The 12,423-nt window shown below is 61.7% G+C and carries 11 protein-coding genes and 1 tRNA gene; 6 read left to right on the forward strand and 6 right to left on the reverse strand.

Translation table 11 applies throughout. The features are described from left to right. Window positions 1-3: 3 nt before the first annotated feature. Genes K6T12_RS07980 through K6T12_RS07990 form a run of 3 tightly spaced genes read right to left on the reverse strand, consistent with a single transcriptional unit; the run spans window position 4 to window position 5,178 of the window. Window positions 4-1,923, reverse strand: a complete 1,920-nt coding sequence (locus K6T12_RS07980; RefSeq protein ID WP_222221231.1) for a tetratricopeptide repeat protein — start codon at window positions 1,921-1,923, stop codon at window positions 4-6. Next, window positions 1,920-3,728, reverse strand: a complete 1,809-nt coding sequence (locus K6T12_RS07985) for a pilus (MSHA type) biogenesis protein MshL (protein ID WP_222221233.1) — start codon at window positions 3,726-3,728, stop codon at window positions 1,920-1,922. The genes K6T12_RS07980 and K6T12_RS07985 overlap by 4 nt, the downstream gene beginning before the upstream one ends. A gap of 25 nt (window positions 3,729-3,753) precedes the next feature. Then, window positions 3,754-5,178: an AAA family ATPase gene (locus K6T12_RS07990; RefSeq protein ID WP_222221235.1), complete on the reverse strand. Its 1,425-nt coding sequence runs from the start codon at window positions 5,176-5,178 to the stop codon at window positions 3,754-3,756. Window positions 5,179-5,406: 228 nt separating this feature from the next. On the opposite strand from K6T12_RS07990, the gene K6T12_RS07995 reads away from it, so the two are divergent. Next, window positions 5,407-5,482: transfer RNA gene (locus K6T12_RS07995), tRNA-Phe, on the forward strand. A 197-nt stretch (window positions 5,483-5,679) separates the two neighbouring features. Here K6T12_RS07995 and K6T12_RS08000 read toward each other — a convergent pair. After that, window positions 5,680-6,246: a DUF1415 domain-containing protein gene (locus K6T12_RS08000; RefSeq protein ID WP_222221237.1), complete on the reverse strand. Its 567-nt coding sequence runs from the start codon at window positions 6,244-6,246 to the stop codon at window positions 5,680-5,682. Between the two features lie 84 nt (window positions 6,247-6,330). Between K6T12_RS08000 and K6T12_RS08005 the strand changes: the two genes are divergently transcribed. The 4 genes from K6T12_RS08005 to phoR all read left to right on the forward strand — a co-directional run bounded on the left by K6T12_RS08005 (window position 6,331) and on the right by phoR (window position 9,971). Next, window positions 6,331-6,867, forward strand: coding sequence for a chorismate--pyruvate lyase family protein (locus K6T12_RS08005; protein WP_222221239.1), 537 nt, complete (start codon window positions 6,331-6,333; stop codon window positions 6,865-6,867). A gap of 32 nt (window positions 6,868-6,899) precedes the next feature. Next, entirely contained in the window at window positions 6,900-7,787 is an 888-nt protein-coding gene (ubiA, locus tag K6T12_RS08010; RefSeq protein WP_222221241.1) for a 4-hydroxybenzoate octaprenyltransferase, read from the forward strand. A gap of 112 nt (window positions 7,788-7,899) precedes the next feature. Next, window positions 7,900-8,595: a phosphate regulon transcriptional regulator PhoB gene (gene phoB, locus K6T12_RS08015; protein WP_222221243.1), complete on the forward strand. Its 696-nt coding sequence runs from the start codon at window positions 7,900-7,902 to the stop codon at window positions 8,593-8,595. Window positions 8,596-8,606: 11 nt separating this feature from the next. Continuing rightward, on the forward strand, window positions 8,607-9,971 hold the full coding sequence (phoR, locus tag K6T12_RS08020) for a phosphate regulon sensor histidine kinase PhoR (RefSeq protein WP_222221245.1): 1,365 nt from the start codon (window positions 8,607-8,609) through the stop codon (window positions 9,969-9,971). Window positions 9,972-10,182: 211 nt separating this feature from the next. On the opposite strand, the gene cysZ is transcribed toward phoR, so the two are convergent. Together cysZ and K6T12_RS08030 are read right to left on the reverse strand one after the other, a co-directional pair. Continuing rightward, entirely contained in the window at window positions 10,183-10,938 is a 756-nt protein-coding gene (gene cysZ / locus K6T12_RS08025; RefSeq protein WP_222221247.1) for a sulfate transporter CysZ, read from the reverse strand. 6 nt (window positions 10,939-10,944) lie between these two features. Further along, window positions 10,945-11,172 carry a hypothetical protein gene (locus tag K6T12_RS08030; protein WP_255611626.1) on the reverse strand — a complete coding sequence of 76 codons (228 nt, stop codon included), beginning with the start codon at window positions 11,170-11,172 and terminating at the stop codon, window positions 10,945-10,947. Window positions 11,173-11,272: 100 nt separating this feature from the next. On the opposite strand from K6T12_RS08030, the gene K6T12_RS08035 reads away from it, so the two are divergent. Then, a complete protein-coding gene (locus K6T12_RS08035) occupies window positions 11,273-12,214 on the forward strand; it encodes an NADP-dependent oxidoreductase (protein ID WP_222221249.1) in 942 nt (313 codons plus the stop codon). Window positions 12,215-12,423: the final 209 nt, after the last annotated feature.

Below are 12,423 nucleotides of genomic sequence, written 5' to 3' on the forward strand. Positions count from 1 at the left end.
CAACTACCTGCCTGTCTTCTCAAGGGTTTCGATACGCTTCTGGATCGCCTGGCGGTCGATGGCCGTGCGCTCGCCGGCCAGCTGCAATGCGGTCCGGTAGTATTGCAGCGCCTGCGGGTACTTGCGCAGGTGGTCCAGGCTGACCGCCAGGTTCAGCGCATAGTTGGCGTTGCTCTTGTCCGCCGTGTAGGCGTTGAAATACGCCTGTTGCGCCTCATACCAGCGCTGCTGGCCGGCCATCAGCTGGCCCAGTGCCTGCTGGGCGCGGGCGCTGTCCGGGAAGCGCGACAGGAACACCTTCAACTTGGATTCCAGTTCGACCGGGTCGTACGCCTGGCCCGGCAGCGCAATCAGCCCTTCGAACGCCTGCCGGTCGGACGGGTCGTACTCCAGCAGCAGCCGGTAGTAATCGGCGGCTTCCTGGTATTGCCGCTGCGCCGCCGCCACCGCCGCCAGGCCAACTACCGCATCACGATTACGCGGCTGCTGTTTCAGCACCTGCTGGTATAGCCGGCCGGCCTGTGCCAGGTCGCCCTGCTGGAATGCCCGGTAGGCGCGCAGCACCGCCGAGTCTTCGCTACGGCGTTGAATATCGAGCGTACCGGCACTGCCACTCGGCACGATCCGCCGCGTAACCTTGACTGCGGCATCCACCGGCGGCGCGGCCGGCAGCTCAGCCGGAGGTGGTACGGCCGCTGCCGCGGGCGTGTCAGTTTCCGCCGCGCCAGCTGACTCTCCCGCTGAGGCTTCAACATCGGCCTCCAACCGCTGATCAAGCAACGGCTTTACCGAGGCAACCGCGTCTTCACCGACGAAGTTGCTCAGCAACTCCAGCTGGGCTTCCAGCGCCGCCACCGTCTCCTCGTCGGACAGTGCCGCCTGCAACTCGCTCTGCAGCTGCCCGCCGGACTCTTCTGCCGGCACCGGTTTGGCGACCGGCGGCCGGTAGCGCGCCATGATCCGGCTGCTGTCTTCGCTCTGCTCCAGGTAGGACAGGTAACCCCAGCCACCGGCCGCCAACACCGTCAGCCAGCCCAGTGCCAGCAGCAATATGGTACGGCGGCGCTTGGTGCGCTCGATCGCTTTCAATACCCGGTCTGGCGCGACTCGGTCTGGCGCGACCCGGTCAGGCGCGACCCGGTTTTGCTCAATCCGGCTTTTTTCAATACGGTCCGCTACCGGCCGGGTAGATTGATCAAACCCCGCCGGCCGGGCTGTTTCTTTGGCGCGTAGCGGCGGCTCGGTAACCGCTACCTCTTCACCGGGCTGCTCCGGAACCTCGGGGGCAGCGGCCGTCGGCACTTCGGTCTGCAGCGCTTGCACCGGCGCGGGGTCGGCCAAAGCCTCTACCGCCGCGGCCTCTACATCAGGCTTATCAGTATCAGGGGCAACCGCTGCCGCCTCCGGCTGAAACTCGCCGACCGGCGATGCCTCCTCAACGGGGAAGGGTTCGGAATCCGCTTCATCCGGTTCAATCAGCGCTTCCACCGTCGACAGGGCCGGCTCGGGCCGATCGGCCGCCAACTCGCGCTCAATCTCCGCGTCGTCGAGCAGGCTCAAGCTGAAGCTGCCGTCATCATCGGCGGGCTCGTCCGTGGCCGTTAACGCCGGCGCCACTGGCTCCGGCATTTCGTCCAGCTGACTTGCCGTCTGCCCGTCAGACAGCAACGATTCCAGGGTTTCCTCTGGCTGATCAACTTGTGGAGCTTCGTCCTGCAATCTCAGCGCCGAACGTGGCCGCTCCGCCGCCGGCGTGTCGCCCGACGGGCCTGCATCGCCGAGGTCAGCACCCGGTTCGTCCAATACGAAGGTGAAGCCGCCACTGTCCTCCTCAACCTCCGTGGATGGTTGATGTTCGCTCCTTGCCTGTTGGCGCTGCTTCTCCTCCGCCGCTTTCTTCAGCGCCTCCAGCAGCAAGCTCATAGATGTCCCCCACCTGGAGCCTGGCCTTCCTGGGCGGTTTTGAGGGTCTTGCCGGCCGAACGGGCAGGCAGATACTGCTGGAAGCCTTTCAGGTCACCCCCCTCGACATCGGGGTTTTCGACAATCAGCGGCCGGATGAAGATCACCAGCTCGGACTTACGTCGATCCTTGCCCTGGAAGGCGAAGGCGTTGCCCAGCAACGGCGTTTTCTCGACGCCCGGGATGCCGTCACGCAGGTTTTCGTCGGTGTCCTGCATCAGGCCACCGATCACCGCTACCTGACCGTCACGGACCTTCAGCACCGCTTCCATCTCACGTTCGCGGATTATCGGCACCTCGCTGGTGATATCGCCGGCATTGGACAGGCTGGCAGCGGTCAAAGCCACCGCCGGGTCTTCGACGAAACCGATGATGCGCGAGATGGTCGGGCGCACGCTGAGGGTGACCTCGTCGGTGCTGCTGATAAACGGCGTTACGCTCATGATCAGGCCGACCGGCACGGTACGCAGTTCCGAGCTGAAGGTGATGGTATCCGGCTCGCCGTCGGTACCTTCGTCCCGCTCCACCTCGAGGCCGAAGTAGACGAAGTTGTCGACCACTTTCAGCAGTGCGGTCTGGTTGTTGATCGCCATGATCTTCGGGCTGGACAGCACCTTGGTATCGCCGTAGCGCTGAATCCACTCCAGGCTGAAGGACAGGTCGCCGCCGCCGAAGAAGCCGGCGGTGCCGGCATTACCGGGGGCGGTGGCACTGTTGAGCCCATCCGGTGACAGCACCGTACCGATCACCCCGGAGCTGACGTCGGAAAAGTTATTACCGATCAGCGACTGGTTGAGCTTGAGCTTGCCGCTACGGCTGATCGCGGTCCAGTCGACCCCCGACTTGAACTCGTCGTACAGCTCGACCTCGACGATGGTGGCTTCGATCAGCACCTCCTTCTTGACCCGGTACATCACCCGGTCCAGGTAGGCCTGGATCTGTTCCTGGGTCTTGCTGTCGGCATATACGGAAACGACCCCCGCTTCCTTGTTAACCACCATATCGTCGGTGGTCTCGGCATCCTGAGTGCTGGCGATGCTCTCCGCCACCGGCGCCGCAGCAACCGGCTCGGCCATCGCCGCAGCCTGCTTGTTGCGCTCGGCCTTGGCGCTGGCCACCAGGCTGAGGATGTTCTGGGTCATGGTCTTCCAGAAATCGGTCTGCGACTTGGTGGTCACCTGGGTCTGCGAGCTGGTGGCATTACCGGAATCGTCACCGCTGGGCCCGGACGATACCGCCATGTTCAGCACCACATTGCTGTCCACTTCGCGCTGCACGTTCAGGTAGTCGATCTCGTAGGTACGCCAGTACGGTTTATCCTGACGCACCACCAGGTGGGTATCGAGCAATTCGAACACCAGCCCGGTCTGGTCGGTAATCCGCTTGAGGATCTTCGGCAGAGTCTGATCGATGGCATTAATGGTGACATTGCCCTGCACGCCATCATAGATATCCAGCTCCAACCGGGCATCGCGCGCCAGCGAGAACAGCAGTTCCCGTACCGGCACATCGCTGGCGGTGACGGTGTACAGCTCCAGAGGCTCGGCCTGTTGCGGCGGCGGCAGGTAGACATCACTGGTGGCCAGCGCCGGAATCTCATCGCCCGCCGCGACAGGCTCGGGTACCGTGCCGGTCAGATGGCGATCTTCCAGGTCCCGCTCCGACAGCGGCTTGACCGCCTGCGGTTCGACCGACGCGCAACCCGCCAGCAGGATCGAACCGGCCAGCCACAACAGCAGTGAGCGAAAAGAGAACTGTGTACGCATCGATGCCTTCACAAAACAACCTTGTTCATTCGGTTGCGACATAAACACCGGCCTCCTTCAGGTCAGAGTTTATATCGGCGATATTCCGTACAAACGCACCATATTTAACGAAGGGTTTCGGCAACTGTGCCAACGCCCGGCGCGCATCTTTAACACTTGGATAAGCACCCAGCACCAGTACCGCGGTTTCAGCACCCTCGCCCTGCACCCGGTAATAGCGCGCGACCGCATCCGTGCCGGCATCCGGCAGGGTACGGATAAAGCGCGCAATCTCTTCAGGGGCCGCGGTCAGCAACTGCAGCGTGTAATTGTTGCCGGCCGCCAGCTGCTCCGCCGACCAACGCCGCATCGACGCCCGGCCTCCGGTATCGGCCATCGGCTTAACCGCTCCGGGCGGTAGACCGAGTTTTTCAGGCGGCTGAACGAGCTCCGGCTCGTCAGCTGTCGCCGTCGCGACCAGCTGTGGCGGTTGCGGCGGCATCTGTGCCGGCTTCGCGTCCGACACTTTTTCAGGCACGTTTTTTACCATCGCCGCATCCGTCTGCAGCGGAAAACCTCGGGTACCGAGCCAACCGCCTACCAATGCCGCCAGCAGGGCCACCATAACAACCGCGGCGATGATTGGCATTGATACAGATACCTTATTGCCACTGTCGCCCAACGCATTGCGAATCAACTGAGGTCGCAGTTTGCGCTCGCCGGCGGTGAAAGCCGCCAACAGCACCTTGTCGGCCAACAGGTTGACCCGACGCGGAAAACCACGGGTATGCCGGTGTATCTGCCGGGCGACCGGATCGGTGAACAGATCTTCACCGTTATAACCGGCCCGGCGCATGCGGAAGTTCAGGTAATCCTTCAGTTCCGTGCGTGAGAACGGCTCCACCTCCAGCTCGAAGGCGATACGGTCCTTTATCTGGCGCAGCTCGGCCCGGTCCAGTTTGTCGTTCAGCTCCGGCTGACCGAACAGCACCATCTGCAACAGCTTGTCGTCATCGGTCTCCAGGTTGCTGAGCAGGCGGACCTCTTCCAGAGTTTCCGGCGGCATCGCCTGGGCTTCGTCGATCAACACCACCACCCGCTCCGCCCGGCTGTGGGCATCCAGCAGGTGGGCCTGCAACCGCTCGACGTGGACGAACTTGGGCTCACTGCCGTCCGGCTCGAGCCCCAGCTCGCGGCAGATAAACAGCAGGATATCGAGCGCCGGCATATTCGGGCTGTTGATATACACCAGCCGGATTCCGCTCTGTTCCAGCTTGGCGGCCAGCGCACGCAGCAAGGTGGTCTTGCCGCTGCCGACTTCGCCGGTGACCTTGACGATCCCCTCGCCCCGGCTAATGGTATAGAGCAACGCGCTGAGCAGCTCTTCTCGCTTGCCCCCGCCGAAAAACGCCCTCATATCCGGCGTAATCTTGAACGGCGGGTTTTCCAACCCGAAAAAGGATTCATACATTCTTGGACAAGCCTTTAAAAACTGGGCGACTTCTATACTTGAAAATTCAACAACTTCCCGCCATCTTCCCTGAATGACCTATCCTACTAGACCTGCGCCGAGAGCGTAAACACGCCGCCTTCCCGACTGTGCGGCGTTAATCTATTTTTAGTTACAAAAACCACCAGCAGCGCAGGGCTATCTATCCGTTGACTCGGCAACGTCGTTGCTGTTTAATACGCCCTCGTTGCCCAGATAGCTCAGTCGGTAGAGCAGGGGATTGAAAATCCCCGTGTCGGCAGTTCGATTCTGTCTCTGGGCACCAACCTATTCAGAAGCCTCGCTTTTTAGCGGGGTTTCGTCGTATTAGGCCTTAAAAACGATCGCCCTCTGAGCGGGCTGCTACTGGGTCCGTGCCGTAGCAGCCCGCTCAGAGGGCGACAGGCCGCGGATTTAGCAAGAATCCCCAAGAGTCGCGGCTGAAGTCCCTCCTACCACTGGAAGGCTTTTCATCAAGCCACATCAAAACAGATGCGGAAACAGCTCCCGCAACCGTTCTTCCGGCAACGAGCGCAGCAACTCGATATTGCGTTCTGGAATCTGCTCCGGATCCTTGTAATGCATCAGCACCCGGCTCATCTGCCCTTCGCGGATAATATGCACCGCCGGCCAGGGCGACCGATTGGTCCAATGGCTGCGATCCTCCGCATCGACCCCATCGAACAGGTAGTCCGGGTGAAAGCTGGCCAGCTGAAATACCCCGTCCAGCCCTGCCTGCTCCACCAGCCCCTCCATCACCGCCAACAGATCCAGGTAGTCGTCAAAGCATTGCAAAGCCCGCGAGAACGACAGCACCGTGGTGGCGATCTGCTCTTCGTCGCTCTGCTGCAGCAAGTGCAGCTCCCGCAGGAAGTCCTGTAGCAACACCTCCTCATCGACAGCTTCACTGACCGCATAGCGGATCGTCTGCTGACGCACCACTGGCGCGGCGAACGGACAAAGGTTCAGGCCTACGACAACCGCCTCCACCCATTCGCGGGTTTGCTTTATAACCGTTTCCGGTGTGGCTTGCTGCACTTTTTTGTTCATTTGTTAAACAGTATGTTCCGGTACGTTACGTCATTTGCCGACCGATGGTACCATGGCGCCACCTTTTCACCGGACGATTTTGCAGTGCCCATCCCCACCGCCCTGACCCAACAACAGTTCAATACCCGCTGGCATTCACTGCGCCGCCCCAGCCAGCTGCAGGCACCGCTGCAGTGGCGCCGCTGGCTGACCGATCCCGGCTCGCTGACCCAGCGGCTGATCAGCAAGAGCAAAGGCGATTTCCGGGTGGAGGTGATCCGTCAACAGTGGGATCTGCCAACCCGGTCGGAGTTGCGGGCACTGGGTATGCGCAATCGCGAACGGGCACTGGTGCGGGAGGTTCAGCTGATCGGCTGCGGCACCCCCTGGGTTTATGCCCGTTCGATTATACCGGCCAGCACCCTGACCGGCCGCCAGCGGATCCTGGCGCAGCTGGGCACGACACCACTGGGCCAACTGATGTTCCGCGACCCGACCATGCGCCGCGGACCACTGCAGATCGCCCAATTGAAACTGGCTGACAACGGCCACGCCTGGGCGCGACGCTCGTTGTTCTACCTGGCCGGCAAACCGCTGCTGGTATGCGAGGTTTTTCTGCCGGAACTGCTGCGGGTAGAATAGTCCCAATCAACAGCAGAACGCCGAGTCGACCGATGCAGCAGCAAGCTCAACTTCCAACGCCCAGCTTCGAAAAACTGGCCGCCTATGCGCAGCTGATGCGCATCGACCGGCCGATCGGCACCTACCTGCTGCTGTGGCCGACATTCTGGGCTTTGTGGCTCGCCGCTGACGGTTTCCCCCCCTGGCATCTGCTGCTGATCTTTACCGGCGGCGTTTTCCTGACCCGCGCAGCCGGCTGCGTGATCAACGACTTTGCCGACCGCCGCATCGACGGTCACGTCAAACGGACCGCCGACCGCCCGCTGCCGGCCGGCCGGGTCAGCTCGAAAGAAGCGCTGCTGCTGTTTGCCGGTCTGATGCTGGCCGCCTTTGTCCTGGTGCTGTTCACCAACCCGCTGACCGTGCAGATGTCGCTTGGCGGCCTGCTGCTGGCGTTTTGCTACCCGTTCATGAAACGCTATACCCACCTGCCGCAGGTGGTGCTGGGGGCTGCGTTCTCCTGGGCGATCCCGATGGCATTTACCGCCGTGCAGGAAACAGTACCGGCCTACGCCTGGCTGCTCTACCTGGCCAACCTGCTGTGGACCGTGGCCTATGACACCATGTACGCGATGGTCGACCGGGACGACGACCTGAAGATCGGCGTCAAATCCACTGCCATCCTGTTTGGCGACGCCGACAAGCTGATCGTCGGCCTGCTGCAACTGCTGACCCTGAGCTGCCTGATCGTGGTCGGCCAACAGCTGCAACTGTCGCTCTGGTACTACCTGGGGCTGGCCGCCGCCGCCGCCCTGTTCCTCTATCAGCAGTACCTGATCCGCCATCGCGAGCGGATGCCCTGCTTCCGGGCGTTCCTCAATAATCACTATGCCGGTATGCTGGTGTTTATCGGTCTGGCACTGCATTACGCACTCGGCTGAACGCTGACAGGAGCGGAACAACGGCAAGAATTGCCGTCCTATGTCATATTTGTGTAACAAAAACATCCTGTAATAGTGCGATCTTAAAAAATCGATCGAGGGGCGGTTATTCATGTCTTCTTCGAAAAAGGTGCTGATCGTCGACGACGAAGCACCGATTCGTGAAATGATTGCGGTTGCACTTGAGATGGCCGGCTATGAATGCGTGGAAGCGGACAGTGCCAACCAGGCGCACAGCCTGATTGTCGATAACAAGCCGGACATGGTGCTGCTGGACTGGATGATGCCGGGTACCAGCGGTGTCGAGTTCGCCCGCCGCCTGCGCAAGGACGAGATGACCGCGGATATCCCGATCATCATGCTGACCGCCAAGGGCGAGGAAGACAGCAAGATCAAAGGGCTGGAAGCGGGTGTCGACGACTACATCATCAAACCGTTTTCACCGCGCGAGCTGGTCGCCCGACTGAAAGCGGTGCTGCGCCGTACCACACCGAAAGGGATCGAAGAGCCGGTCAGCGTCGACGGCCTGACCCTGGACCCGATCTCCCACCGCGTCACCTCCGACAGCACGCCGATCGAGCTGGGGCCAACCGAGTTCCGCCTGCTGCAGTTCTTCATGACCCACCAGGACCGCGCCTACTCGCGCAGCCAGTTGCTGGACATGGTCTGGGGCGGTAACGTGTACGTGGAAGAGCGCACAGTGGACGTGCACATCCGTCGCCTGCGCAAGGCACTGGGCGAACGCCACGACTATCTGGTGCAGACCGTACGCGGCACAGGCTATCGCTTTTCAGCCAAAGTTGCCTGAGACCACGAACAATGACCAAACCTCGCCATTCCATTCTGGGCAGCCTGCTGATCGTGATGTCGGCAGCGGTGGCGATCGGTTTTATCACCGGCCAGGTCGCCTGGTGCCTGGCAATTGCGGCCATCGCCTGGAGCCTCTACCAGATCCGCCAGTTCGACCGGCTGATCCAATGGCTGCAGGGTGAGAATGACAGCGAGCCTCCGGAAAGCTTCGGCCACTGGGGCGACCTGTTCGACGAGCTGTCGCGCCAGCAGAAACGCCAGCGCTCTCGCGAAGACTACCTGCGCAATATCATCTCGCGCTTCCAGCAGTCCTCCGCCGCACTGCACGATGCGGTGGTGATTATCGATCGCGACAACAACCTCGAATGGTGGAACCGCGCTGCCGACCGGCTGATCGGATTGCGGGCCGCCTCCGACCGTGGCAAGCCGGTGATGAACCTGCTGCGCGATCCGCGCTTCATCCGCTATTTCAAGAAAGGCAGTTATGCCGAGCCGCTGCAACTACCGTCGCCGGTCAACAGCGATATCCAGCTGCAGTACCTGATCACCGAGTTCGGTGAAGGCGACCGGCTGCTGGTGGCCCGCGACATCACCCGCTTGACCAAGCTGGAACAGACCCGGCAGGACTTCGTCGCCAACGCCTCCCACGAATTGCGTACGCCGCTGACGGTTATCCGCGGCTATCTGGAAACCTATCTGGAGCAGGATCTGCCGTCGCCGCTCACCCGCGGCCTGCAACAGATGCAACAGCAGTCCCGGCGGATGGAAAACCTGGTATCCGACCTGCTACTGCTGTCGCGGCTGGAGGCCAGCCAGCAGATCTCCGACGAACACCCGATCCAGATCCACAGCATGCTGCAGCATATCTACGAGGACGCCGTCGAGCTGGGCCGGGAGAAGGGGCACCAGTTCCAGCTGGAGATGGATGACGGCTACGACCTGCTCGGCCAGGAGATCGAGCTGCACAGCGCCTTCTCCAACCTGGTGTTCAACGCGGTGCGCTACACCCCGGCCGACGGCGAGATCCGCATCCGCTGGTGGGTCGACAAGGAGGGTGGCCATTTCTCGGTACAGGACAACGGGATCGGTATCGACTCGATCCATATTCCGCGCCTGACCGAGCGCTTCTACCGGGTCGACGAAAGCCGCTCCTCTTCAAGCGGCGGTACCGGCCTCGGCCTGGCGATCGTCAAGCACGTGCTGGCCCGTCACGGCGCCCACCTGACCATCAAGAGCAAGAGCGGCCAGGGCAGCACCTTCGCCTGTCACTTCCCGCACGAGATGGTCACCGCCGCCCGGCTGGCCAGACTGGAAGATGACGACGATGACTTTGACGACGACTTCAGCGACGACCAGCAGGATTCTGTTGCCTGATCAGCCTTAAACGTCCGTCCGACAACCTTTAATCCGGCGGCAGACGCGTCCCGCATGGATCCAGGCGAGGAGGCGGGCCGGGCCAATCCGCGAAGGCACACATCAAAAAGGCATTTCGCGGATTAGATGGAAACATCTATATCGGGTCAACAAGCGCCGCGTGGGCACAAAAACGTGCCCACCCTAGCCGATTCAACAAGGCACAAGGCGATCAGCGCAGATCCATCAGCTGATCGGCTTCGCCGGCATACTCCTCCACCCAGTAAACCGTGGCACCGACCACCGCCGCCGGCATCAGGATCAGGTTCAATACCGGCACCAGCATCCCCAGCTGTACCAAGCCACCAAACCCCAACGCCGTCAGCCGGTGCGACTTCAACAGGCTTTTCATATTGCCGAAACTGACCCGGTTGTTATCCATCGGATAGTCGCAGTACTGGATCGCCATCATCCAGCTGCCGAACAAAAACCACAGCAGCGGCGACGCCAGGTTGACCAACGGGATGAAGGTCAGCAGCAGGATGAACAGGAAGCGTGGCAGGTAGTAGCGCAGTTTGGCCAGCTCGCGGGCTAGCGCCTGCGGGATCATCTTCAGCGCCGCCTGCCAGCCGCTTGCGCTGTTAACCTGGCCACGCAGCTTCATCTCCACCTTCTCGGCCAGCAGGCCGTTGAAGGGGGCGGCAATAAAATTCGCCACCAGGGTGAAGGTGTAATAGACCACGATCAGCACCAGCACGGCGAACAGCGGCCACAGCAGCCACTCCAGGAAGGAGAGCCAGTCGGGCAGCTTCGCCAGCCAGTAACCGACCCAGTTCTCGAACTGGTCGATCAGCAGCCAGATCGCGCCGCTGAACAGTACGATGTTGATCAGCAACGGGATCAGCACGAACATGCGCAAAGACGGCTCCGGTAACATCTGCAGCCCACGCAGCAGGTAGCCGGCGCCGCGAAACGGATTTCCTGTCATCCTGACTTACCCCAAGAAATAGTTGTACAAACGGATCGCCACCGCGATCAGCATCATCGTCAAGCCGGTACGGTTGATGATGAATTCGATTTTGCTGAACAGGATGGTCGGCTGCCAGAATAATACCAGCGACTTGAAATCCCGGGTGCGGCCCGCATAGATCGCCAGTGAGATCAGCAGCACCAGCAGACCACCCCAAAACAGTACCTGTTCGATCATTGCCAGATAGATCATTTGCGTCCCTGTGCCAGTAACATGGATAAGGGTCACAGACTAACAAAAATCGCCGGCGCCCTCCTCTGCCTTGGGTGCCTGACAGATCAGGGAGATTCCGATGAAAGCAATCCAGATTCAAGCCTTTGGCGGCCCGGAGCAGTTGATGCTAACCGACCTGCCGGTACCGCAACTGAACGCCGGCGAGGTGCTGGTACGCACCGAGGCCTGCGGCGTCAATCCGATCGACTGGAAGACCTGCAGCGGCGGCGGGGCGGCCCCCTTCATCGGCGAGCTGCCGTTTGTGCCCGGCTGGGAGCTGGCCGGCACCGTCAGCCAGGTTGCCGATGACGTCACCGACCTCAAGGAGGGTGATCGGGTGCTGGGGGTAATCCGTTTTCCGGAGCGCGCCGGCTGTTTCGCCGAATATGTCGCGGCACCGGCCGACCAGCTGGCGATCTGCCCCGACGGACTGGACAGCACCACCGCCGCCGGCCTGTCGATCGCCGGCCTGACCGCCTGGCAGGCGCTGTTCGACAAGGGTGAGCTGCAGCCGGGCCAGACGGTATTGATCCTGGCCGCTGCCGGTGGTGTCGGCCACCTGGCGGTGCAGTTGGCCAAATGGCGCGGAGCCACGGTGATCGCCACCGCCTCGGCCGGCAACCATGAATTTCTGCGCCAGCTCGGCGCCGATCGTTGCATCGATTACCGTGACACAGACCTCAGCCGCGAAATCAGCACGGTGGAGCTGATCATCGACGGCGTGGGTGGCGACACCGGTGTCGCCGCGCTGGACTGCCTGGCCGATCAGGGGATTTTGGTAACCCTGCCGTCGGTTACCAAGGATCAGTTGATCGCCGCCGGCGAAGCCTGTGGCAAGCGGGTATTGCCGATCCGGGTCGAACCGAACCCTGACCAGCTCGGCCAGCTGGCACAGTTGTGCGCCGCCGGCAGCGTCAAGATGCAGCTGGCGGACAGTTTGCCGCTGGAGAACGCCGGCAAGGCCTTCGAACAGATCGCCAGCGGCCATACCCGTGGCAAGCTGGTGCTGACGGTTGCTTAACGGATACCGGGGGCCGGTGCCGGATTCGGCACCGGGTCGCCCGCGGAACCCAAAGACATAAAAAGCGAGCTGCTGCCCCGGAGGGGCCGTAGCAGCGGGCTCCGACCGCGACAGTTTCAGGCTTCAGGCAAGGTTCCGGTCGCCCACGGAGTGGGCTGCTACCAAGCATCTGCCCCTTGTAGGCGATTCATCCGCGACCATCCCCCAAC

Source organism: Marinobacterium arenosum, from assembly GCF_019795155.1.
In the GTDB taxonomy this organism is placed as follows: domain Bacteria; phylum Pseudomonadota; class Gammaproteobacteria; order Pseudomonadales; family Balneatricaceae; genus Marinobacterium_C; species Marinobacterium_C arenosum.